This window comes from Zhihengliuella halotolerans, assembly GCF_004217565.1.
In the GTDB taxonomy this organism is placed as follows: domain Bacteria; phylum Actinomycetota; class Actinomycetes; order Actinomycetales; family Micrococcaceae; genus Zhihengliuella; species Zhihengliuella halotolerans.
In genome coordinates, this window is record NZ_SHLA01000001.1 from 2,653,402 (window position 1) to 2,676,714 (window position 23,313).

The following is a 23,313-nucleotide window of genomic DNA, read 5'->3' on the forward strand; positions in this document are numbered from 1 at the left end:
GCCCGTGCGGGCGCGAGTGGATCTGCGAGTGCTGACAAGGGTCAGTAAAGGGTGTAGCCGCCGTCAGCCACCAGGACCGTGCCCGTAGTGAACGACGACGCATCGGAGGCCAGGTAGACCACCGACGGGGCGATCTCCTCCGGGGTACCGGCGCGCTGCATCGCTGCGTCGTCGATCCAACGCGGCTTGAACTTCGGGTCATCGACAGGTGCCATGGCCGTCTTGATGTAGCCGGGGGCCAACGCGTTGACCCGCACGCCGTGCGGCGCCCATTCAGCGGCGAGCGACTTCGTTAGCTGGTGCACCGCAGCCTTGGAGGCGTTGTACGCCGGCTGCCATTGCGGCCGGTTGACGATCTGCGCGGAGATGGAACCGATGTTGACGATGTTGCCGCCGCCCGACTCGACGAAGTGCCGGCCGAAGACCTGGGAGCACTTCCACAACGCGTCCACGTTCACGTCGAAGACGCTCGAGAACTCCTCGTCTGTCACCTCGAGGGCCGGTTTGTGGATGCAGGCGCCCGCGTTGTTCACGAGGATGTCGACGCGGCCGAAGTCCTCGAGCACGCGAGCGAGCAGTTGTTCGACGTCGTCGCGCCTGGTCACGTCGGCCCGGTAGGCCCGCGCTGTGACGCCGTACGCCTCGAGGGCTGCGACAACGGACGGGGCGTCCTCGAGGTTCCGGGCCGCGACGGCGACGTCGGCCCCCGCGGCGGCCAGGCCTTCGGCGATGCCCTCGCCAATACCGCGGGTGCCGCCCGTGACAACGGCGACGCGTCCGCCCAAACCAAACATGTCCTGCAGATTCATACCAGTCAGCTACCTTCGGTCACTCGACATTGCGTGGTGGGCTAGTCGATCTCCTGCGCCGCCCGGCGCAGGGGCCCATCCAGAGCTTCCACGCTACGGAGTGCACTCGTCGCCGACTAGCGTGCCTGAGGTCACAGACTGGTACTTTTTTGCGTTGATCGTGCAATTCGCCAGTACACTCGGTCTCGGACGACATGCGGATGAGGAGGACGGAGCACCGTGCGGATCGACGATTCGAGAGGCGCGGTCGCGGCGAGACGCGACTCCGCCGAGACGCGCCCGGCGATCCGCGAGGTCGTCCCCCACGATCCCCGTCACTCGGCACGCTGGCACCAGCACGACTACCCCGGGCCGTTCGCCCGTTGGAACTACCATCCGGAGTACGAGGTCCACCTCGCGCGGCGGCACGGCCAGTACATCGTCGGCGGGGACGTCGGACACTTCTGGGACGGGCAGTTGGTCCTCGTCGGGCCCAACGTTCCGCACGAGTGGCTGACACAAGTCGAGCCCGGCGAGATCATCCAAGGATCGGACGTCGTCCTGCAGTTCCGCCACGAGTGGCTCGACGAGTGCGAGATTCTCCTGCCCGAATTGGGAGAGCTGCGCGACCTCTGGCGCAGGGCCCGATTCGGCATCGAATTCACCGGCGGGGCGGCGGCCCGGGGCGGCGAGACGCTCGTAGCGATCGGTGAGGCGACCGGCGTCGAACGGCTGGTGCGGATGCTGGAGCTGTTCCGAATCCTTGCCCATGCCCCCGAGGGCGAGCATCGGCTGCTCACGGACGGCTGGGTCCCACCCCTCGACGACCCGCACGCGCAGGAGATCATCGGCCGGGCGATGAACTACGTCTCAGAGAACCTGGCCGGCGACGTCCGCCTCTCCGACGCGGCCCGCATGGCCGGCATGTCCGAGTCCGCGTTCTCACGCTACTTCGCCCGCGCGAGCGGCCAGAACTTCGCGACCCTGGTCCGCCGGCTGCGCATCGCGCACGCGAGCAAACTGCTCCTGCAGAGCCGACGCCCCGTCTCGGAGATCGCGTTCGAGGTGGGCTACCGCAACCTCTCCAACTTCAACCGCCAGTTCCGCAAGGAAACGGGCAGGACGCCGACGGCGTACCGCAGCCGCGGAGCAGCGGACTGAGACACCGGGCCACCCACGGCGCCGCCAAGGCACCGTGGTTCGGCTGATCGTCACTTCTCGGGGTCGCGTTCGGGCTCGACGTCCTCGTCGAGCTCCGTCCCCTTGACCAGCGCGTCGCGGCGCTTGGGGTCCTGCGGAACCTCGCCATGCGGCGGATTGTTGTAGTACTTCTTGTAACGTTCGTCCTCGTACGAGTCCTTGCCCATGGTCCCGCTCCTTCGCCTCAGACCGGCACTCCCACCATCCCACCGGCGCGCGGCCGCGGCAAGGGCGGGGCCGCCGGCCGGGCCCGGGTCAGAGGACGAAAGCGGTCGCCGACCCGGGTGCGATCTCCGTCCGGCCGGCGTCCTGGATGCGCGGGCCGGACGCGCTGCGGGCGAGCCGGGCGAACTCGGCCGCGTCCGCGAACCGCACGGTCACTGGCTGTTCGGCGGCGAGCCACGCGTCCACGCGACCCGGATCCCGCCGGATCGCCTGGAGCAGCCACGCGAAGAGCGCGTGCGCCGACTGCGCGGCGGCCTTGCCGGTGGACATGCCCAGGCTGTCGTTGAGGACCAGGACGACGGCGTCAGCCGGCTCCGCGGTCCCCGCCCCGTGGACGGGGGCCTCCTCGCGCGGAAGTGTCGTCCCGGAGACCTGAAGCTTGGCGATCTTCTTGGGGATTTCGTCCTTGGGGTGCGGTCGGAAGCCGATCGCGAGGCCCCTCCCGGCGTCGCCCTCGACGCCGCCGAACTCGTCGGCGAACGCCTCGACGATCTTGTCGAACGTCTTGGCATCCGCGCGACGGACCGACTTGCCCACGGGGCCGCCGGACCACGCCCGCCAGGAGGGGTGCAGCGGGTCCGCGAGGAACGCGTTCACGCTCGCGAGCGCCACCGCGGCCAGCCCGTCTCCTTCGGGCGCCGGGTCCTCCTTGTCGACGAGCAGCACGATCTGCTGCATCAGTTCGGCCGTGCTCTCCCGCGTCGTTTCACTCACGGCTCCACCCTATCGGCGGATGCGGCGCCCCCGCGTTCAGCCTCTGATCAGAGGTGGATCTTGACGTCGGCGTCGGCGCGCAGGTCCTCGACCAGCTTCCGGGTGGCGTCCGCTTCCTTCTGCTGCGTGACTTGCTGTTCCAGCTGATCCTTCGCGTCTTCGAATTTCGGCATTTCGGCGGCTTCGCCGGACTCGGAAGACATCTGGTCCTGCATGGCCTTCGCCTCGTCGTACGCGGCCTTGAGCTCCTTCTCGCTCGCGGAGAACGTGCCGATCTCCTCCTTGATCACCGCGTCCAGCTCCACCTGCTGCTTGAGCTGATTGTTGACCTCGTCCGCGTCCATGCCCTGTTCCTTCATGGCGGTCATGAATTCGTCTTCGCTCATCTGGTTCGACTCCGCGACCCGCGCCAGCGCTTCGTCGACCTCCTTGTCGGTGGCCTTGATATCCGACTTCTCCGCCCGCTGCAGCAGCAGTTCGGTGCCGACCAGCGACTCAGCGGTCTCCTTCTTCAACGCGTCCTCGTCCGGCTGCTGGCCGGACATCTGCGCCTGCATTGCCGCCTGCTGGAACCGGCTCTCGTACGCCTGTGTGAACTCGTCCTTGTTGATCTCCTCGCCGTTGACCGTGGCCACGACGTCGGGGACTCCTTCAAGGTCTGGAGTCGGCGCCTCCTGACCCTGGGGTGCATCTTGGCTCTGGCCTGCGTCCTGGCTCTGAGACTGCCCGGCATCCCCTTCGCCGTCCGCGCCGCACGCGGCGACCATGGACAGGGAACCGACGAGCGCCAGAACTGCCATCGTCTTCTTCTTGTTCATGTGCCTACCTCCTGGAGAGTACGAATCTGATCGAGCCTAGCCATGGCCCCTGAGCGGGAACTGTACGGAGCGTGAATATCGACCCCGTGTTCACTCTCGGCCAAGCGGATACCCGGCTCGTGACGTCAGCGGCCTTTGAATGCCAGAGTCGCGCCGAACCCGATCAGGGCCGCGCCGCTGACTCGGTCTGTGATGCGCACGAACCCCGGGCGCTGCAGCTGGGCGCGCGCGACGTGGGTGCCCATGATGATGAGTGAGAACCATGCCAGACCGAGCAGGTTGTGGACCATGGCGAGCGCCGCTCCCATCAGCAGCGGCGAGGAGCCGTCCGGGATGAACTGCGGGATCATGGCGACGTAGAAGACACCGACTTTCGGGTTCAGCAGGTTGGTACCTGCTCCCTTGGCCCAGGACGCGAGCAGGCTGTCGCGTCCTGTGGCCGCGCCAGGCACCGCGGCGGACGTCACGGGAGCGTTCCTGAACGACCTCCACAGCATCGAGGCACCCAACCAGACGAGGTACGCGGCGCCGGCGAGCTTCAGCGCGGTGAATGCGACCGCGGACGTCGCCAGGACCGCCGACGCGCCAAGGGCCGCGGCGACGCCCCAGATCAACGCACCGGTGTTTACGCCGATCGCAGTGGCGTAGGCATGCTTGCGGCCCTGGCTGATGGCGGCGCGGAGGACGAGTACGGTGTCCAGCCCCGGGACGATCGTCAAGAGGGCGGCAATCACGGCGAAGGAGAGGAGCGCTTGTTCCACGTTCACAGAGATAGAGTATCGCCCCGGCCCTGCTTCTCAGCTCGCCGGCAGGAACCGCTGCAGCGCGAGCTCGGCGAACCGCGCCCCGATCAGGCGGTGCGCGTCCGCGTCCGGATGCAGCCGGTCAGGCAGTGGGAACCGTTCCGCATCCTCCGGACCGTACAGCTCCCGACCGTCGAGGTAGTGCAGGTTCGGGTCCTCTGCGGCGCGCTCGGTCACGAGATCCCGCAGGATGCCGCGAACGTCCTCGAGCGCGAGCCGGCCAGCCGCCCGTTCTGCCGGGTCCCCCGTGGCGATGAACCGCGTCTCGCCGGCAGCCAGGGCCTCGGGGTCGAACGCACCCGGGCCCGGGGTCTCCTCATGGATTCCGCAGTACAGGGGCGAGACGACGAGGATCGGCGTCTCAGGATGACCCTCGCGGATGGTGTCGAGGAACCCGTGAACGGCCGGGGCAAACGCGCGCCGGCGCATCACGTCCCCGCCGACGATGTTGATGCCGACCTTCAGGCTGAGCAGGTCGGCCGGGGTGTCGCGCATGACGCGGGCCACGAACGGGTCCAGCATCGCTGCGCCGCTGAAGCCCAGATCGACGACGTCGGCTCGGGCGGCACGCGCCGCGACCACCGGCCAGATGCCGGCGGCCGTGGCCGCATTGGACCCCTGACTGATCGAACTGCCGTAGTGCACCCACGACGGCCGGTCGTCGACGACCGGATCGACGGCTCCGTCTGTCCGCAGCTGACGCAGTGCGGTGGTCTCCGCGTAGGGCAGCCAGATGTCGACGCGGGTGCGGCCGGCCGGCAGGTCGAGACGCAGTGTCGAGGTGGCACCGGACTCAAGTGTCTGCTCTCCGGTCTGCAGGTCCATCCAGACCCGGTTCCCGCCCTCCGCCGTGAAGCTGCGGGCGTGTTCGCCGTCGACGTCGACGTCGTAGACGCCGTCCGGGCGCACGGGCCCGCCCCGGAAGCCGAAGCGCGTGGGCAGGACGTCGAGCTCGACGGCGGTCGCATCGGTCATGAAGGCGAGCCTCACGGCCGCGGGCTGGGCCTCGGCCATGAGGAGCTGCGAGTCGGCCCCCCGGTCCCTAACCCACGCCGGCAGCCGATGCGGGACGACCCCGTTCTCCGTGCGCTCGAGCTCGACGGCGCCGCGAAACAGCTCGTCGGAGAGCTCGACGACGGTCAGGGCTCGCGACTCGTCCTCGACGTCGTTCATTTCCATCGGGCGATCTTTCGGCCTCTGTTCTGAGTTCACAGACACACTGTATCGCTCGCATTCTGCGCCACGGCCAACGGCCGGCAACGCCGTCGCACTCGGCCTGCTCCGCGCCGGTCAGGAGACTCGCCGCGCGCCCGCCGAGGGCAGGACGGGGAACACGTCCGGCGCAGCGTGCCCGGCCTCGGCGAACGCGCGCACGACGGCGTCGCGCACCGCGTCCGCTTCGTTCGCCTTCACGAGGGCGATGGCCGAGCCGCCGAAACCACCGCCGGTCATGCGCGCGCCGTGCGCTCCCGCGGCAACCGCCGTCTCAACGGCCAGGTCCATCTCGGGGCACGAGTTGCCGAAGTCGTCTCGCATGGAAACGTGGCTCGACGTCAGGAGCTCCCCGAGCGCCGCCGCGTCGAAAGGCTCGGCCTCGAGCAGGGCCACGACATCGAGCACGCGCTGGTTCTCGGTCACGATGTGCTTGACCCGCGCGAAGATCTGCCCCGGCATCACGGCCTCAGCATCGCCGAGCTCGCCCACACCGACGTCGCGCAACGCGGGGACGCCGAGGATCTGCGCCCCGGTCTCGCAGGCCTGCCGAAGCTGGCCGTAGCCCCCGGATTCGTGCGCGTGGCTCACCTTGGTGTCGATCACCAGGATCTGGAGTCCGGCTTCGGCGAGCGCCAGGGGCACCGGCCGGGAGACGCGGGTGCGACAGTCGAGGAACAGGCCGTGTCCGGCCTCGCTGAGCAGGGACGCCGACTGGTCGAGGATGCCCGTGGGTGCTCCGACGAATTCGTTCTCGGCCCGCTGGCAGACCAACACGAGGTCCCGGCGGTTGTATCCGAGGTTCGCCAGATCGTCGACGGCGACGGCGACCGCGCACTCGAGCGCGGCCGAGGAGGAGAGGCCGGCGCCGATCGGGACGGAGGAGTCGACGACGATCTCGTAGCCGGCTGTCAGGCCGCCGATCTCCCGCGACGACTGCCCGAAGGACCAGAAGACGCCGGCGACGTACCGGGCCCACCCGGGCAGTTCGGCGGCCACACGCACGCCGTCTGCGGCGACGAGGCGGGCCAGATCAACCTCGACGGCCCCGTGCCCGGCGACGTCCTGTCGGCCGGCGACGCGCAGGATGCCGTCAACGGTCCGGCGAACGGCAACGCTCGCGTGGTGCGGAATCGCGAATGGCAGGACGAACCCCTCGTTGTAGTCGGTGTGCTCGCCGATCAGATTTACGCGCCCGGGCGCCGCCCACACACCGTCGGGGTGGGCGCCGAAACGCTCGGCGAAGTGCTGCTGCGTCCCGGCGGCCTGCCGATTGGACTGCTCGTTCATGTCAGACCTCCCCGTATCCCTCGCCGCCACCGGCCGCGATCTCGTAGCCCATGGCTTCGCGCAGCATTCCCGCGGCGGCCTCGGGCATGACGTCGCCGATGAAGGCCCCCATCGCGGCCTCGGACCCGGCGAGGTACTTCAGCTTGTTCTCCGCCCGACGCGGGCTCGTCAGCTGCAGGTGCAGCCGGAAGTCCTCGCGGCCGTCGTCGTATGTCTCGCCCGCACGGCGCGCGGGCGCCTGGAACCACGCGGCGATGTAGGGCGTGGGGGTCGCGTAGATCGCGTCGACGCCGCGCACAAGGTCGAGGTAGACGCGGGCGAGCTCGGCGCGCTCGTTCTCGGTGAGCTCGGTGAGGTCCCCGACGTGGCGGTTCGGCGTCAGGTGGACCTCGAGCGGCATGCGCGCCGAGAACGGGACGAACAGGGTCCAGTGCTCGCCGCGGTGGACGATGCGACTGCCGGCGGCCAGCTCGAAGTCGAGGACGTCCTCGAAGAGGCTGCCGCCCGTGGCGGCGCGGTGGGCGCGCGCCCGGCGCAGGTAGGTCGCGACGCGGGCCGGCACATAGGGGTAGGCGTAGATCTGCCCGTGCGGGTGGTGCAGGGTCACGCCGATGTCGGCGCCGCGGTTCTCGAAGCAGAAGACCTGCTCGATCCCGTCCATCGCGTACAACGCGCGGGTGCGGTGCGTCCACGCGTCCACGACGGTGCGGGCGCGCTCGACACCCAGGTCGGAGAACGAGTCCTGGTGGCCGGCACCGAACGCGATGACCTCGCAGCGGCCGTGGGCCGGGAGCGTCTCGCCGATCGCACCGGAGAGCTCCTGGGCATGCTGTTCGGGCCCGAAGGACGGGAAGCGGTTCTCGAACGCGACGACGTCGTAGTGGGCTGCGGGGATCTCGGTGCCGTGGGCCGCGCTCGTCGGGCAGAGCGGGCACTCATCCGCCGGCGGCAGGTGCGTGCGGGACTGCCGGTGGGCGGCGAAGGCGATCCATTCCCCCGTGAGCGGGTCGTAGCGCAACTCAGAGGACGGCGGCCGCCCGGGCAGCTCGCGCGCATCGGCGGGGGCGGTGAACCCGGCCGGCGCGGCGCCGCCGTCGAAGAAGTAGAGCAGATCCCGACCGTCGGCGAGGGTCGTGACGGTCGGTTGAGCGCCAACGGCTGGCTGGCCCATGCGATCTCCTGTGGGTGCGAAGTGGAACCGGATTCGATCAGTAATTCACACTTCCAATCAGAAAGTGACAGATGTAAGCTTGGCACAGATCACAAACGCACACAAGAGGTCGACGGAGGGACAACGGCATGGCGGAACTGCTTCCGCAGCAGCGACACCGGCACATCGTCAGCGAGGTCGAACGTCAGGGCCAGGTCCGTGTGGCCGAGCTCGCCGCCCAATTGTCGGTGTCGGAGATGACCGTGCGCCGCGACCTCACGTTCCTGGCCGGCGACGGCATCCTGATCAAGGTCCACGGCGGGGCCATGAAGGAAGGTGCGGCCACGAGCTCCGAGCCCGGGTTCACCACCAAGCTCGGAATGCAGACGGGCGAGAAGGAACGGATTGCGGCCCGCGCCGCAGACCTGGTCCGCCCGGGCATGTCCGTCGCCTTCAACTCCGGCACGACGACGTACGCGCTCGCCCACCGGTGCACTACCGTGGACGATCTGACGGTCGTGACCAACTCACCGCGCATCGCGCAGGTCTTCTACGACGCCGACAACCGCTCGCAGACGATCATCCTCACCGGCGGCGTGCGAACCCCCTCCGACGCGCTCGTCGGACCGATCGCCCTCGCGGCCATCGAACAGCTGCACGTCGACCTGTACGTCATGGGCGTGCACGGGATGACGGCCGAACACGGATTCACCACCCCGAACATGCAGGAGGCCCACGTGAATCGTGAGTTCCTGCGTCACGCCGGCCGTACCGCCGTCGTCGCGGACCACGCCAAATGGGGCGTGACCGGCTTGTGCTCCATCGCGCCGCTCGACGCGGTCGACACCGTGGTCACGGACGACCGCCTGCCGGCGGCCGCCGTCGAACACCTCGAGCACACCGCGGGCGAGGTCCTGATCGCCGCCGCGGCGAAATCCAACCACCACGCGAACGAAAGCGGAGCATGAAGATTCTCGTCACCGGCGGCGCCGGCTACATCGGTTCTCACACGGCCCTGGCCCTGCTGGAAGCCGGGCACGACGTCGTCGTCGTCGACAACCTCTACAACGCCTCCCCCGAATCGCTGCGCCGCGTCGGTGAGCTCGCCGGCGTCGAGCCCGTGCTCGAGGTCGCGGACCTCACGGACGAAGCCGCGCTGGACGATGTGTTCGCGCGGCACGCGCCCGATGCCGTCATCCACTTCGGCGGGCTGAAGGCCGTCGGCGAGTCCACGCGGATCCCGCTCGACTACTACTTCAACAACACCTCCGGCACGATCTCGCTGCTGCGCGCGATGGAGCGGGCGGGCGTGAAGACCATCGTGTTCAGCTCCTCGGCGACCGTGTACGGCGAGCACAACCCGTACCCTTACATGGAGCACATGGAGATCGGGGCCATGAACCCCTACGGGCGCACCAAAGAGCAGATCGAGGACGTGCTCACGGACATCGCGGCCGCGGACGGCGAATGGCGGGTCGCGCTGCTGCGCTACTTCAACCCGGTGGGCGCCCACGAGTCGGGGCGGATCGGCGAGGACCCGCAGGGCATCCCGAACAACCTGATGCCGTTTATCGCACAGGTCGCCGTGGGCCGCCGGGAGAAACTGCAGATCTTCGGGAACGACTACGACACCGCCGACGGCACGTGCCTGCGCGACTACATCCACGTCGTCGACCTGGCCGAGGGGCACGTGGCCGCGCTGAACTACCTGACGGAGCACCCCGGGGCGCACCGGTGGAATCTCGGCGGCGGGGCCGGGACGTCCGTGCTGGAGATGCTGCACGCGTTCGAGAAGGCGGTGGGCCGCGAGCTGCCATACGAGTTCGCGCCGCGCCGCCCCGGCGACCTGCCCGCGTTCTGGGCGGACGCCTCTAACGCGAAGATGGACCTGGAGTGGTCGGTCACGCGCTCGATCGAGACGATGTGCGAGGACCACTGGCGCTGGCAGAAGAACAACCCGAACGGCTACGCCAACTGACCACTGACCGTCGACGGTGCGGGCTCCGGCCGTTCGCGCCGCCGCCCTATTGGCCGTGTGCCACGTTGCGCGTGCTGGCCCACTGGGCGGACAGCGCGGCCAGAGCTGCCGCCACCACAGCGAACAGACCCACAGCGCCAATCATGGCCGGAGCCGCATGGCTCTCGAACCCGTGCAACAGCGGATTCGCCCACTCGAAGACATACGACGGCGGCCACCAGGTATTGATCCCGCGGGCGAGCGGCGGCAGCGCAGAGACGGGAATGAAACCGCCGCTGGCGAAGTAGCTGCCCAACGCCAGCAGGATCAGCGTGGGTTGAATGATGCGGTGAGTGCGCAGCAGCACCGCGGCGACCACTCCCGCACCGGCCGCGGCCGCCATGGCGGGCGCGACGATCACCGCGGCCTGGAGTATCTCCGCGAACCCGGCCCGCGTTCCGAACGCCAACGCGACCAGCACAGTCGGCACAGCTGCGACGAAGGCCAGAATCCACCCGGCTGCCGCCGCCCCGAGTCCCGCCAGATAGCTCCCGACCGGCGTCAGTGCGATCTCCTTCTGGGTCCGGTGTTCGCTGTCGACTGCATAGAGGTTGGCCGCGATCATGGCGGCTCCGAGGAGCAGCGCCAGGATGACCGCCGAGCCGCCCATGAAGGCTGTGCGCTGCACGTCCGTTGGTGCGACTCGTTCGATGATCGCGGACACCTGGTCCGGATCGGCGGCACCGTCGTAGAGGTTCGCTGCCGTCGTCACGCGCAGGCGGACGTTCTTCATGGCGTCGCTGTTGATGTTGTAGGTGGCGATCTCCACCGTGCCGCTCTGTTCGAAGTCGGGCGGGATGGTGATCGCCAGCTGCAGGCGGCCGGCGGCGAGCTGTGCGCTGGCAGCCTCGGCGTCACTCTCCACAACGCGGAAGTAATCGCCTGTCGGTCCCCGGGTGTCGTCAATCGTCCGGGCCAGCTGCGCCGACGCGGCGCTCTGCGACTTGTCGACGACGGCGATCGGCCAGGAGTCGCTGGCGCCGAAGATGACGGATGCCAGTGAGAGCACCACCACGGGCACGGCCATCGTCTGCACCAGCAGTTCCGGACGGCGCAGCGCGATACGGAGATTTCGGGAGATCATGGCGCCCAGGGCGCGCAGAGTAGTCAGCATCATTGTCCTTGGGTGAAGCGAAGAGCGCGGGTGAGCCGCCAGGCGGCGAGTGCGACGACGGTGCCGGCCAGCAGCAGGCTCCCGAGAACGCCGTACAGCGCGGTCTCGGGCTGGGGCAGCGCAGCGACTTCGAAACGCAGAATGTCGAAGAGCGGGGCGAGCGGGATCCATTGCGTGGACGCCCACAGGACCTCGGCCGCGCCGCCGTGGGCGAAACCGCGGATGTAGGATTCGTATCCGCTCACCAGGAAGTGGGCAACGGCGATAATGACGGCAATCGGGACCAGCGGCAGGGATTTACGTAGGCCGACGCCGAGCAGGGTCCCCAGCGCCGCGCCGTAGACCCAGACGAGCGCCAGAACACCCACCGATCGCCAGCCGAGTTGGCTCAGCGGGAAGCCCAGAATCCATGAAATCCCCAGCAGCGTCACCGCAATGGTGATGGCGGAAGTGACGGCGCCGGCCGCCCATTTGCCGGCGATCAACGACGTCCGGCTGGCGGGTGAGAGCACCAGAGCTTTGGCGGTGCGTTCTTCCCATTCGCGAGCGATACCGACACCGACGTTGACCATTCCCGCGTACAGCGCGGCAAAGACGATCAATGCCGATCCCAGGTAGAGCGTGACGGGGATGTCGCGCTCGAACACCGTGGTTTCCGAAATAGCCAGGCGGTCGTCGCCCGTCGCGACGAGCCCCTGCTGGAATTGCCGGAGCGCTTCCTCGAGGCGAAGATGCTGATTCTTGGTTCCGTCGGAGTTGATGTTGACGAGCGCCAGCGTGACCGCCGGCTTGTTGCCGGACTCGACCGCGTCCGCGAACCCCGCCGGGATCGTGAGCAGCGCGCCGACGTCCCGGTGCTCGTACATTTCGACGGCGTCGACCGGATCGGTGGTGAGGATCTCGTAGTAGTCGCCGTCGCTGTTGCGCATCCCCTCCATGACGGAGATGAAGGCCGCCGACTCCGGCGTCCCGTCGTCGTCGGCAACGGCGATCGTGGCCGTCGTCGACACGTGGATGACGATGGCGTAGAGCAACGTGAAAGCCACCGGGACCAGAATGCTGATCACCGCGAAAAGCGGTGAACGCCAGGTGACGCGCAGGTCCTTCCCGGCGAGAGCGAATGCCGCGTTCATGGTTCGCCTCTCAGTTCCGCAGTCCGCGGCCGGTGAAGTGCAAGAACACGTCTTGCAGACCGACGGCCGGGACCTCGACGCGTTCGACGTCAGGCACTTGGGCAGTGAGTTCGCTGAGTGTTCCGCGGACGACATTCGCACCCTGGTCGATGATCGTGATGTGGTGCCCCAAGCGCTGGGCTTCCTCCATGTAGTTGGTGGTCAGCAGCACCGCCCGGCCTTCGCTGGCGACCTCTTCGATGCGCGTCCAAATAGCCTCCCGGGACTGGACGTCAACGCCCAGCGTCGGCTCGTCGAGGAGGAGCAGCTCGGGTTTCATCATGAGGGCCTTCCCCAGCGCGAGCCGGCGCTGCATGCCACCCGAAAAGGTCCCCGCCCGGTCGCCCGCACGGCCGCCCAACTGGACGAGCTCGAGGGTTTCGTCGACGCGGACGCGCAGCTGTCCGGCCGCCAGGCCGTAGTAGCGGGCGTGGAACTCCAGATTCTCGCGGGCCGTCAGCTCCGGATACAGCGACGTTTCCTGCGGTACCAGGGCGATCCGGCGCAGCAGCTCCCGACGGTCCGCTACCGGGTCGAGCCCAAGAACGCGCAGCTCGCCCGAGCCGGGCCGCAAAAGGCCGGTCAGCACGTTCATCAGGGTCGTCTTGCCCGATCCGTTAGGGCCCAGGAGACACGTGATCTCACCGTGCCGCGCTTCCAGATCGATGGTGTCGAGGGCGCGGTATGGTTCTTTTCGCCGTCCACGGGAGAACTCCACCGTCACCCCCGCCGCGTCAACCGCCGCCTGTCTGTCTCTCACAGTTCCTCCTCTATATCCGTTCAGTACGTCAGAGCGTGGCGGAGGGCCGCTGCTAGGCTCAACAGTGATGAATAAAACGAGGGGACGGCCGCGGACGGGCACCGACGACGGCCGGGATCGGCTGCTGGCAGCGGCACGGGACCTCTTCGCGGAACGCGGCTACACCGGGGCGACGCTGCGGAGGATTGCCGAGCGGGCGGGGTGCGACCCTGCGCTGATCGCGCACCACTTCGGGTCGAAGAAGGAACTGTTCGCGCGTGCGATGGCGCTGTCGCTGGGGCCCTCAATGGTCCTGGAGGAGGCGCTTCGGGGCGATCCGGCCATGGCTCCCGAGCGACTCGCGGCGCTGGTGGTGCGGGCCTGGGAGGCGCCGGCCGTCCAGGGTTCCCTCACCCAACTGCTGGCCACGGGGATGCAGCATCCGGAGGTGCTCGATGCATTCCGTGAGTACGTTGAAAGAGAGCTGGTCAGCCGGCTTGTTGAATATTTCGGCGGCACTGCGGCGACGGAGCGCGCAAGCGCCATGATCACCATCATCATCGGGATCATCTTCGGGCGCTACGTGATCGGCGTCGAGCCGCTCAAGTCCGCTTCTCCGGAGCGGCTCATCGAGGCGCTCGCGCCGAGCCTCCGTCCCATTGCGGCGCCCCGGCCCCGCGGGCGCTGATCCGAACTGGGACTGACGACGACGCGACGACGGCGGCCACCGCCGAGGTGACCGCCGCCGCCGTCGTGCGATCAGCTACCGGGATTCCCAGACGGCGTTGTCGTCGCCGGAGAAGTCGAGGAGGCTGCCGACGCGGACGGTGGCTCCGTCGGCCGCTTCTGCGGGAACGTCAAAGCAGACTTGGTAGTCGGTCGCCCCGCCCTGACTGAGGCCCGGCTGGCGAAAACCACGACAAGTGCGACGACGAAGATGATCGCACCGGCGATCGACAGCCCCTTGGAGCCGTTCTTCTTGACGGCCACGACGAGACCGATGATCGCGAGCACCAGGGCGATGACGGCCAAGATGGCCGCGAAGTTGTTGACGATCGGCACCCAGGACAGGACCAGTGCCACGATCCCGATGACGAGTGCGGCGATACCCAAGCCCTTGCCTGCATTCGTCTTGCTCTGGTGCGCTCCGCCCGGCGCGGGCGCCGGCGGCATGTTGTTGATTTGCTGAGCCATCTTCTTCTCCTAGAGAGGAACGAGGCTTGAGGTATGAGTGTGAGGTCCGGCGGGGAGCGCCCCCAAGCGCTTCCGCTCCCCGCCGGATGCCGATGGCCCGGTGCGGATTGCATGGCACGCGTTCAGCGCCGGCCCACCGGCGTTTGTGAGATGGGAAGCCCAGCCGCGAAGGCTGGGGCTTCCCTTCCGCGGCGGGCGCCGATCCCTCGGGACCGGTCTTTCCACGGCGGTGCAACCGGGAAGAGGTTGCAACTTCAAGTTACTGGGCGACTCCCACAGAATGGGTGCGCCGCCTCAAACTCCAGTTCCCCGCCGCCGCAGGCGCCACTTCGGCGCGGAAACGGGAATTGGCTACAGGTCGGTGATTGAAAGAAGTTCGGTAGCTGTTCCGGTCACGCAGGTCGCCATGACGGCCCCGAGAATTAGAACACCAGCGATCTCAGGCCAGATTTTCGGCTCGAGGAAGCCCTCAGCCCTCCTGGCCACGGATTCAGTCAGTTTGTCCCCGGCAGTGACCCGAAGCGAGGCCTGCCATTCGAGCGTTGCGCCAAACGCGAGACCACCGAGTGCTCCTGCAGCCAGAAGCCCCGCAATCAGCATCGCGATATGAACCATGCTCTGCATTCCAAGTTCGATGAATGCCTGAATCGCACCATCACGAATTCCGGTCAGACTCCCGAATCCTCCGTGGGCGTCCGCAGCCTCGCGCAGGTCCTGCACTACCTGGGTCAACCGCACCGGACCTTTTTCAACCGTGAAAATACTGACCCACGCGAAGGCCTGCGCGGTGAGCGCCACAATCACCAGAATGCAAACCCGTGTGGCCTGATACGGCCACTTCTCGGGAAGTCCCCGCGTCTGCACCACGGAACGGAGGACTCGTACGAGAAGGGCGATCGCCGCACCGATCCACGCGGCCAGGACCACGTTCCAGTACAGCGAGAACAACGATCCAGCGACGATGATCGCAGCCAACCCCCCACCCACGATGAGCCAAATGTCCGGGCCAGACTCTGATTCCTTCGAACCTGCCCGCGCCTGACGGACCTCGTTGCGGATGGTCGTGATGGTCGTCGGGCTGTGGATCGAGACGTTTCCAGTCGCTGAATTGTCTCCGATGATGACCTGCTGCCCGTGGGCATTGTGGTTGCCGTTGCCAGACTGCTGAACTGCTCCGGGCACCTCGCCCTGTCTCCTCTTTTTTCTACGCGCAGGCGCCATCCACCTCGGCTGCACGAGGAGCAGAACGAGCCCAGAAATAACGCCTGCAGTCGCCTGCACCAAGAACTCACCGGCAACACTTGAAAACCACATACTGACAATCTCCATATTCATTCCTTTCTCTTATTGCTGCTGGTCGCACCTCGATGCCTTCCAGGCGGGTCAGGTGTGGACCAGCGCTCTTTCGATTTCAGCGCCCACTACATCCCGATGGTCTGTGCGATCAACTGCGCAGTGGACGCGGTCAGGACATCGCCGCCGAACGTCTTCAGCCGACGCAGAGCGGTGCGGATCTTGCTCGGATCCTCGCCGGCGTCAGCCAGAGCAGCGGCTTCGTCTACCAGGGACCGCAGCTCGCTGACCTGCTCGCCGTCGGCACCGTCGGCCCTATCCAGATCGCGACGGATCGCCTCAAGCACTTTGTGCAGCGCCTGGGCGTCGATGCCCTGGACGGACGTCGACGCCGTGTTGCCGCGGCCGTTCTGCAAGACGTTGCCACTCCCCTGCACGTGCCAGGTATTGAAGTCGCCGTTGGAGATGGAAGTAGAGCTTCCGGCAGCGATGACGACGTACGGATCGTCGAGCTTCTCCGCGCCCGCGGTGTTCACAGACATCCTGGCCAGTCCCGATCCCCATGTGCTGATCCCGTCCAGAAATCCGCTCTGGTGCAGGCGATCCACGCAGCGCTCGACGTCGTCGTTCGAGAAACTGTCGGCGAGCACGCCGACAACGTCCGAGGTGCCGCTACGGTCATCGTTGGCGTCGACGTACTCCAGAACGGCCCGTTCGAGCAATGCCTGCTTGGCCTTCCGGGCCATGGCCCGGATTTCCGAGCGCCGCGCGGGGTCGAGCGTGAAGGTCGCACCGCCTCCAGCAGAGGGCTCGTCGACGACGAGCCCTTCACGCCCCAGCTCGGCGAGGACGTCCCGCTGCTCATCGCAGCTCAGCACGTCGGTCGGGATCTCGACCGACGACGTCCGGTCGTGCCCGTTGGCAAGGATCCACTCGAGGACCCGAACCGCATCAATGGTCAGTTTCATCGTGCAACTCCTGATTCGATGGTGATGTACCGGAAGCCGTCGGCGTCCGGGAGGTGGGCTCGAGCATCCCCCAACGGTGCTCGAGCCCCGCAGGCCCCGTTCGGCCTACGCGATGCGCCACCCGCGTCCGGCTCTGTCCTGGCTTTCCAGGTAGAGGACCCCGACGAGGCCGAGCGGGATGGCGAAAAGATTGAGCAGTACCCACGCGCCAATCCGGCAGGCCAGCGTGACGATGAACAGCGGCCCCGAGACGACGATTCCGCTGAGTCCTTCTCGGATGGGCTGGGTCGCACGAAAGTAGAGCTCGCGAGCCACCGGCGCGAAAAGCACGTTAAGCACGCCGAGACCGATCCAGACGCCGCTGGCCAACCCTGGATCGTCAGAGGCGTCCAGGCCGCCCCTGACCGGCCATGCGATCAGTGCGGCGAAGAAGGTCCCAAGAACCAGACTCGAGGTCAACCGGGTGTAGCGGCGGTTTGCCCAGGCTCCGATGACGAACTTCATTTCAGGGTCCTTTCCGTGGCCCGAGGATTGACGTGGCTGCGGTGGTCGACTGCTGCCAGGAACAACATAGGACTCCCTCGCCACAAAACAATCGGTTCTGCTTGATAAGGGGCCTTATCGATAGCTAGCAACCAACAGCGGAGTGAACGGTCTAGGATCGGTGCAACGGGTCGACCGACCCAGGAGAAGTTGAAGAGGACACGGAGGTGAAGCGATGGCGGCGACAGGCCTAGTGACGATGACCGACATCGCCCTTCTCGCCCACGTGCAGCGGCCGGTCGTGAGCATGTGGCGCGCCCGCAGTCGTGATTCGTCGCACCCGTTCCCGGCCGTCGCCACACGCAGAGCGGGTCGCGACCTCTTCGACGTCGACGAGATCTGCCGCTGGCTGGCCGCCACGGGCCGCGGCAACAATCCGGCCGCTGCCGAGGACGCGGCCGCGTTCGTCTCCGGCGCGAGAGAGGACTTTCCGGCGGTCGGTGCGCTCCTGGCGCTATCGGCTCTCACCGGCGTCCCGCTGTCCGGACGGAGCGCCAACGATCTCATGGATCTGGCCGATGATGCCGACCCGGATGACGCGTACCTGTACCGGGAAATCGAGGACCTCGGCGCTAAGGCGGCGGCCCTCGCCGGCTACACCGATCGCGTCTCCGACGCCGCCTACTCACCGGCCGCGGCCTTCGAACAATTGGTGCAGGACCGGTTCCGCACCGGCCTCCCTGAACTCGCCGACACCTCGCTGGGAGGCCCGCTCACGCAACTGACCGCAGAGGCCGCCGCCGCGATGTCACTTGCCACGGGGGCCGATGCGTTCTGGGAGGCCACCCCGGGCGGCAGTGACCTGGTCCTGGGCGTCTCAATCACCCTCGGCGAGTCCCGGCCGGCGGACTTGGGTCTGGCCATGAACTTCCGCGGGGACTGCACGGAGGCTGCCCAACGGTTCGCCGCGCGTCGGCTCCGCGTCCATCTCGCCGCCCACGGACACCACGGACCGGCTCCGGCCTACGATCGTTCGCAGGGAACCCCGCGCATCGTCGTCGCACAATTCCCCGGCCCCGGCGAGCCCGCGGCGGACGCTGCCGGGGCACTCCGCGCCATCGACGAGATCGCCCTGTCCATGAGCGACGCGGACGGCGCGCTCATCGTTGGTCCGGCCCGGTGGCTGGTCGACGCCCTCTCCGGCCCAGCAGAATCCACTCGCTCCCAGATCCTACGCATGGGTCGCCTCCGCGCGGCAGTGCGCCTGCCCGCCGGGCTCGTCCCGACCCGCATCCGGCAACCGATGGCGCTCTGGGTGCTCGGATCCGCGCACCCGGACGTGCCCCTCGCCGACCGCTGGACGATGACCGCCGACCTGACGGCCGAGGAATTGAACACCGCCGGCCGGCAGGACCTGATCTCCGACATCGCCGCGTCCCTCGGCGACCGTTCCGCCCTCCGCGCCCACGCGTTCCGGTTCGCCTCGCTGGTCCAGACCAGCCGGCTCATCGCTTCGTCGGGCCCCCTGACCGGGCTCCGCCGCCCTCCGGCGTCGAAGGGACGGCCCGCGGATCCGTCCGCGGAGCTGATCAGGGCCGAGCGACTGCTAGAGCACGTGCAAGCGCCGGCAAACACGAACATCCCCGCGGAGCGCTTCGGCTTCGGCCTGACACGCGGCAGCGGAACGCCGACGCCCAGCGCCACGGTGCGGGCGCTCCTCGCCTCCGGCGACCTCGCGTACCTTCCGGGCGCCCGGATCGACAACGCCGATCTCACGCACGACGGCGGCGCGGGGCTGCGCGTGCTCGGCACCGACTCGCCGGCCGGGACCGCCCGCATCGATCCGCTCGTGCTGGCGTCCCGCTATCCGCGCGCCCGGCTAACGGAACCCGGGGACGTGGTCTTCCGGACGAGCGGCGCGCCGGCGGCGGTCGTCGACCCCGTGGGCGCCGGCGTCGTGCGCTACCCGGACCGGATCCTGCGGATCCGCGGCGCCTCGCTGCTGCCGGGGCCACTCGCGGCGGACCTGTCCGGTGGCCGCGGCCCGTGGCGGGGGTGGCTCGTGCGAAGATTCGACCCAGAGGATACGCCTGACCTGGGCGAGGCCCTCGGCGACATCGACGTCGAGCGCACCCGCCTGCGCGACCAGCTGGAGCGGCTGGACGCGCTGACCGACCGGCTTTCCGACGGCGCCGCCGCCGGGGCCCTGAGAATCATCACGACACAGACCACCACCGAAGGAGACCACTAGTGCCCCCCAGAAAGAAGGCCGCGGAGAGCACCGCGCCGAGCACGGCCCAGGAGCTCAAGCCCATGCTCTGGAAGGCCGCGGACAAGCTGCGCGGCTCGATGGACGCGGCCCAGTACAAGGACGTGGTGCTCGGCCTGGTGTTCCTGAAGTACGTCTCGGACGCGTTCATCGAACGGCGCGAGGCGATCAACGAAGAATTGACTGCGAGCGGGATGAGCGAGGAGCAGATCACGGACTTCCTCGATGACACGAACGAGTACACCGGGTACGGGGTGTTCTGGGTGCCGTTCACGGCGCGCTGGAAATACCTGGCGGACAACGCCAAGGGCCTACCAGCTGCGGGCGGGCGGGCGCCGAAGAACATCGGCGAACTGATCGACGCGGCGATGGACGCGATCATGACGTCCAACCCGTCCCTGGCTGGGACGCTGCCGAAGATCTTCAACCGGGACAACGTGGACCAGCGCCGGCTGGGCGAGCTGCTGGACCTGCTGAACTCGGCCCGCTTCACGGGCCAGGGCGCAGGCCGCGCCCGTGACCTGCTCGGCGAGGTGTACGAGTACTTCCTGGAGAAGTTCGCCCGCGCTGAGGGCAAACGCGGCGGCGAGTTCTACACGCCGTCCGGCGTGGTGCGGGTGCTGGTCGAGGTGCTGGAGCCGACCAGCGGGCGGGTGTACGACCCGTGCTGTGGCTCGGGCGGCATGTTCGTGCAGACGGAGAAGTTCCTGGACGCCCACCACGAGGACCGCACGGCGATCAGCGTGTACGGGCAGGAGCTGAACGAGCGCACGTGGCGCATGGCCAAGATGAACCTGGCGATCCACGGCCTGAACGCCAATCTCGCGCCGCGCTGGGGTGACACGTTCGCCCGGGACCAGCACCCGGAGCTGCAGGCCGACTTCATCATGGCCAACCCGCCATTCAACATCAAGGACTGGGCGCGCAACGAGGCCGACCCGCGCTGGAAGTACGGTGTCCCGCCGGCGGGGAACGCCAACTACGCGTGGATCCAGCACATCATCTCGAAGCTGACGCCGGGCGGCTCCGCGGGCGTGGTCATGGCCAACGGCTCGATGTCGTCAAACTCAGGCGGCGAGGGCGAGATCCGCGCGCGGCTGATAGAGGCGGATCTGGTGAGCTGCATGGTGGCACTGCCGACCCAGTTGTTCCGTTCGACCGGAATCCCGGTGTGCACGTGGTTCTTCGCGAAGGACAAGTCCGCGGGCGCTGGCGGTTCGGTGGATCGACGGCAACAGGTGTTGTTCATCGACGCCCGTAATTTGGGGCACATGGTGGACCGCGCGGAGCGGGCGCTGTCCGACGACGACATCGGGAAGATCGCGGGCACCTTCCACGCGTGGCGAGGGCACTCATCTGCGGCGGGGCAGGAGTACGAGGACGTTCCGGGGTTCTGCTATTCGGCGAGCCTGCAGGACATCAAGGACGCGGGCTACGCGCTCACGCCGGGCCGCTACGTCGGCGCGGCTGAGGTCGAGGACGACGGCGAGCCGATCGAGGAGAAGCTCCATCGCCTCAAGAAGGAACTGCTCGAGCAGTTCGATGAGTCGGAACGACTGGCCGTAGTCGTCCGCGAGCAACTAGGGAGGGTCTCGTGAACGCCTTGCAAGAGATGACATTCGGCAGCCTGGGAAAAATTTTTGATGGCCCTCACGCTACTCCGACTCGAGTCGATAGCGGTCCGTACTTCTTAAATATCTCCAGCTTCAAGTCGGGTCATCTCGACTTATCTGAGTCAGACCATGTCTCCGACGAAGATTTCAGTCGCTGGACCCGACGGGTCACACCTCAGGCAGGAGACCTCCTCTTCTCCTACGAAACCCGCCTGGGGGACGCAGCACTCATGCCCGCCGACATCAAAGCATGCCTTGGCCGACGAATGGCACTACTCCGACCTGACCGAAGGGTTGTAGACCCAAAGTTCCTCCTCTACTTCTATCTGTCACAAGAGTTTCAGCAGACAATCGAGCAGCACACCGTTCATGGGGCAACCGTCAATCGAATCCCGCTCAAAACAATGGGAGGATGGCCGGTTCGCATACCATCACTCGCTACACAACAAGCCATCGCCGAAGTCCTCGGCGCCCTCGACGACAAGATCGCGGCCAACACCAAGCTCGCCACCACAGCCGATGAGTTGATTAGGGCGTCCTTTGTCGATCTGACGAACGAGGCAACGGAGACTCAGTCGATTGCCAATTTGGCTACACAAGGTAGCGAAAAAGTCGACCCCTCCACTCTTGCGCCCACAGTCCCATACGTGGGCCTTGAGCACTTCACCCGTCGACACCTGTGGATCGATAACCACGGGTCCTCCGAAGACGTCACCAGCTCAAAGTCTCGCTTTCGTCGAGACGATATCCTGTTTGGAAAACTTCGACCGTACTTTCATAAAGTCGCATTGGCGCCAAACGACGGAATAAGTTCAACTGACGTCATCGTAGTACGGCCACGAGAAGCCGGCCTTTCTGGGTTCACTCTCGCAGCAATATCAAGTGATTCGGTCATTGAAACCGTCACTGCTCGCAGCGAAGGCACACGAATGCCACGGACATCTTGGAGGGAACTTTCTTTATGCCATGTCCCATGGCCAGGAGAAGCAAAAGCACGCCAATTCAGTGAGGAAGTTGGAAACATCTCACGATCAATCGAATCGGCTTACACGGAGGCTCACAGCCTCGCTGAGACTCGCGACGCCCTACTCCCCCAGCTCATGTCGGGCAAGATCCGCGTCAAGGACGCCGAGGCCATCCTCCAAGGTGCCGGCGTCTAATGTCCAAAGTAGCCAGCATGTAGACAATCAGGATCGGGCCGAGTAGGCCGGAGGAAAGGACGAGGTTTATGACACCGAACGACCCAGACGCGACGACGACTGGAAGCGACGTCGCTCGCTTCTCCAGCACGCCCGGGCTCGCTTCCGTCCCGACCTGGTATCCGGATTTACTCAACGCCGTCTCGGTGCGGATCCAGTCCGGACAGCGCCGCGCCACTGAAGCAGTCAATCAAGAACTGGTCGCCACCTACTGGGCGATCGGGCGCGAACTCCTGTCCCGCGAATCCGCCGAAGGCTGGGGGACGAAGGTAGTCACCCGACTGTCCTCCGACCTCAAGGAGCGTTTCCCGGACGCCCGGGGATTCTCGCCCCGCAACCTGCGCTACATGAAGGCCTTCGCCGCAGCGTGGCCCGATCAGGAAATTTTGCAGGCAGTGCCTGCAACTTTGTCTTGGACTCACCACGTGGTCTTGCTAGATCGGGTCGACAGCAATGAGACGCGACTATGGTACGCCCGCGCCATCGCCGCGGAAGGGTGGTCATCTCGTGTGCTCGAGCGGCAGATCGAGACTCGCCTGCACGAGCGGACCGGGAAGGCGACCTCCAACTTCACGGCGACCATTCCGACGTCGTCCGCTGCTCTCACCCAGGAGACAACCAAGGACCCGTACGTCTTCGACTTCCTGTCCATGGGGGCTGAGCATGGCGAGCGCGACCTCGAGAATCAGCTGGTCGAGCACGTCGAACACTTCCTGCTGGAACTCGGTCGCGGCTTCGCGTTCGTGGGCCGCCAGATGCGCCTCGAAGTCGCCGGGGACGAGTTCTTCCCGGACCTGCTGTTCTACAACTTCAAACTGAGGCGGTTCGTGGTGATCGAGCTGAAGGCCACGAAGTTCGAGCCCGGCCACCTCGGCCAGCTCGGCATGTACATGAGCGCCGTCGACGACCTCCTGGCCCAGCCCGGCGACGAACCCACCATCGGCCTGCTCCTGCGCAAGACCAAGAACACCGTGGTGGCCGAGTACGCGCTCCGCGGGTACAAGTCGCCCATCGGCGTGGCCGAGTGGGCTGAGGCACTGGAGAAATCGATT

At 67.0% G+C, this 23,313-nt stretch carries 22 protein-coding genes and 1 pseudogene; 8 read left to right on the top strand and 15 right to left on the bottom strand.

What is annotated here, in order from left to right; all coding sequences use genetic code 11:
• Positions 1-41: 41 nt before the first annotated feature.
• Positions 42-809 carry an SDR family NAD(P)-dependent oxidoreductase gene (locus EV380_RS12080; RefSeq protein WP_130451349.1) on the bottom strand — a complete coding sequence of 256 codons (768 nt, stop codon included), beginning with the start codon at positions 807-809 and terminating at the stop codon, positions 42-44.
• A gap of 219 nt (positions 810-1,028) precedes the next feature.
• Between EV380_RS12080 and EV380_RS12085 the strand changes: the two genes are divergently transcribed.
• Positions 1,029-1,949 carry a helix-turn-helix domain-containing protein gene (locus EV380_RS12085; protein ID WP_207219417.1) on the top strand — a complete coding sequence of 307 codons (921 nt, stop codon included), beginning with the start codon at positions 1,029-1,031 and terminating at the stop codon, positions 1,947-1,949.
• Positions 1,950-1,999: 50 nt separating this feature from the next.
• Here the strand turns inward: EV380_RS12085 and EV380_RS16635 are convergent, their stop codons facing one another.
• The 7 genes from EV380_RS16635 to galT form a co-directional block, all read right to left on the bottom strand.
• The gene (locus EV380_RS16635) at positions 2,000-2,155 is read right to left on the bottom strand and encodes a hypothetical protein (protein ID WP_165391951.1); all 156 of its coding nucleotides are present in this window, start codon (positions 2,153-2,155) and stop codon (positions 2,000-2,002) included.
• Between the two features lie 88 nt (positions 2,156-2,243).
• A complete protein-coding gene (locus tag EV380_RS12090) occupies positions 2,244-2,927 on the bottom strand; it encodes a peptidyl-tRNA hydrolase (RefSeq protein WP_130451350.1) in 684 nt (227 codons plus the stop codon).
• A gap of 47 nt (positions 2,928-2,974) precedes the next feature.
• Positions 2,975-3,745, bottom strand: a complete 771-nt coding sequence (locus EV380_RS12095; RefSeq protein WP_130451351.1) for a SurA N-terminal domain-containing protein — start codon at positions 3,743-3,745, stop codon at positions 2,975-2,977.
• A 125-nt stretch (positions 3,746-3,870) separates the two neighbouring features.
• Positions 3,871-4,512, bottom strand: a complete 642-nt coding sequence (locus tag EV380_RS12100; protein ID WP_130451352.1) for a LysE family translocator — start codon at positions 4,510-4,512, stop codon at positions 3,871-3,873.
• Positions 4,513-4,542: 30 nt separating this feature from the next.
• Positions 4,543-5,727: an SGNH/GDSL hydrolase family protein gene (locus EV380_RS12105; RefSeq protein ID WP_341272770.1), complete on the bottom strand. Its 1,185-nt coding sequence runs from the start codon at positions 5,725-5,727 to the stop codon at positions 4,543-4,545.
• A 111-nt stretch (positions 5,728-5,838) separates the two neighbouring features.
• Entirely contained in the window at positions 5,839-7,050 is a 1,212-nt protein-coding gene (gene galK, locus EV380_RS12110; RefSeq protein WP_130451353.1) for a galactokinase, read from the bottom strand.
• A gap of 1 nt (position 7,051) precedes the next feature.
• Positions 7,052-8,221 (bottom strand): galactose-1-phosphate uridylyltransferase, encoded by a 1,170-nt coding sequence (gene galT / locus EV380_RS12115; protein WP_130451354.1) that lies wholly within the window; start codon positions 8,219-8,221, stop codon positions 7,052-7,054.
• A gap of 128 nt (positions 8,222-8,349) precedes the next feature.
• Here galT and EV380_RS12120 point away from each other — a divergent pair, with 128 nt between their 5' ends.
• Entirely contained in the window at positions 8,350-9,168 is an 819-nt protein-coding gene (locus EV380_RS12120) for a DeoR/GlpR family DNA-binding transcription regulator (RefSeq protein ID WP_130451355.1), read from the top strand.
• Positions 9,165-10,178 (top strand): UDP-glucose 4-epimerase GalE, encoded by a 1,014-nt coding sequence (gene galE, locus EV380_RS12125; protein WP_130451356.1) that lies wholly within the window; start codon positions 9,165-9,167, stop codon positions 10,176-10,178. Before EV380_RS12120 ends, galE begins: the two co-directional genes overlap by 4 nt.
• Positions 10,179-10,224: 46 nt before the next feature.
• Here galE and EV380_RS12130 read toward each other — a convergent pair whose 3' ends face one another.
• From EV380_RS12130 to EV380_RS12140, 3 genes are read right to left on the bottom strand one after another with little or no spacing between them, the layout of a single operon-like run.
• Positions 10,225-11,331 (bottom strand): ABC transporter permease, encoded by a 1,107-nt coding sequence (locus EV380_RS12130; protein WP_165391952.1) that lies wholly within the window; start codon positions 11,329-11,331, stop codon positions 10,225-10,227.
• A complete protein-coding gene (locus EV380_RS12135; RefSeq protein WP_130451358.1) occupies positions 11,331-12,464 on the bottom strand; it encodes an ABC transporter permease in 1,134 nt (377 codons plus the stop codon). The genes EV380_RS12130 and EV380_RS12135 overlap by 1 nt, the downstream gene beginning before the upstream one ends.
• A 10-nt stretch (positions 12,465-12,474) precedes the next feature.
• Positions 12,475-13,263 carry an ABC transporter ATP-binding protein gene (locus EV380_RS12140; RefSeq protein ID WP_207219418.1) on the bottom strand — a complete coding sequence of 263 codons (789 nt, stop codon included), beginning with the start codon at positions 13,261-13,263 and terminating at the stop codon, positions 12,475-12,477.
• Positions 13,264-13,330: 67 nt separating this feature from the next.
• Between EV380_RS12140 and EV380_RS12145 the strand changes: the two genes are divergently transcribed.
• Complete coding sequence (locus EV380_RS12145; protein WP_165391953.1) at positions 13,331-13,930, top strand: TetR/AcrR family transcriptional regulator; 600 nt, start codon at positions 13,331-13,333, stop codon at positions 13,928-13,930.
• 71 nt (positions 13,931-14,001) lie between these two features.
• Here the strand turns inward: EV380_RS12145 and EV380_RS12150 are convergent, their stop codons facing one another.
• The 4 genes from EV380_RS12150 to EV380_RS12165 form a co-directional block, all read right to left on the bottom strand.
• Complete coding sequence (locus EV380_RS12150; RefSeq protein ID WP_130451361.1) at positions 14,002-14,436, bottom strand: hypothetical protein; 435 nt, start codon at positions 14,434-14,436, stop codon at positions 14,002-14,004.
• 351 nt (positions 14,437-14,787) lie between these two features.
• Positions 14,788-15,765, bottom strand: a complete 978-nt coding sequence (locus EV380_RS12155; protein WP_130451362.1) for a hypothetical protein — start codon at positions 15,763-15,765, stop codon at positions 14,788-14,790.
• 92 nt (positions 15,766-15,857) lie between these two features.
• A complete protein-coding gene (locus EV380_RS12160) occupies positions 15,858-16,697 on the bottom strand; it encodes a hypothetical protein (RefSeq protein WP_130451363.1) in 840 nt (279 codons plus the stop codon).
• 105 nt (positions 16,698-16,802) lie between these two features.
• Positions 16,803-17,201, bottom strand: a complete 399-nt coding sequence (locus EV380_RS12165) for a hypothetical protein (protein ID WP_130451364.1) — start codon at positions 17,199-17,201, stop codon at positions 16,803-16,805.
• 214 nt (positions 17,202-17,415) lie between these two features.
• On the opposite strand from EV380_RS12165, the gene EV380_RS12170 reads away from it, so the two are divergent.
• The 4 genes and pseudogenes from EV380_RS12170 to EV380_RS12185 form a co-directional block, all read left to right on the top strand.
• The gene (locus tag EV380_RS12170; RefSeq protein WP_130451365.1) at positions 17,416-19,431 is read left to right on the top strand and encodes a hypothetical protein; all 2,016 of its coding nucleotides are present in this window, start codon (positions 17,416-17,418) and stop codon (positions 19,429-19,431) included.
• On the top strand, positions 19,431-21,047 hold the full coding sequence (locus EV380_RS12175) for a class I SAM-dependent DNA methyltransferase (protein WP_130451366.1): 1,617 nt from the start codon (positions 19,431-19,433) through the stop codon (positions 21,045-21,047). Before EV380_RS12170 ends, EV380_RS12175 begins: the two co-directional genes overlap by 1 nt.
• Entirely contained in the window at positions 21,044-22,222 is a 1,179-nt protein-coding gene (locus tag EV380_RS12180) for a restriction endonuclease subunit S (RefSeq protein WP_130451367.1), read from the top strand. The genes EV380_RS12175 and EV380_RS12180 overlap by 4 nt, the downstream gene beginning before the upstream one ends.
• 68 nt (positions 22,223-22,290) lie before the next feature.
• Positions 22,291-23,277 (top strand): annotated as a pseudogene (locus tag EV380_RS12185) (PDDEXK nuclease domain-containing protein); the annotation flags it as partial.
• Positions 23,278-23,313: the final 36 nt, after the last annotated feature.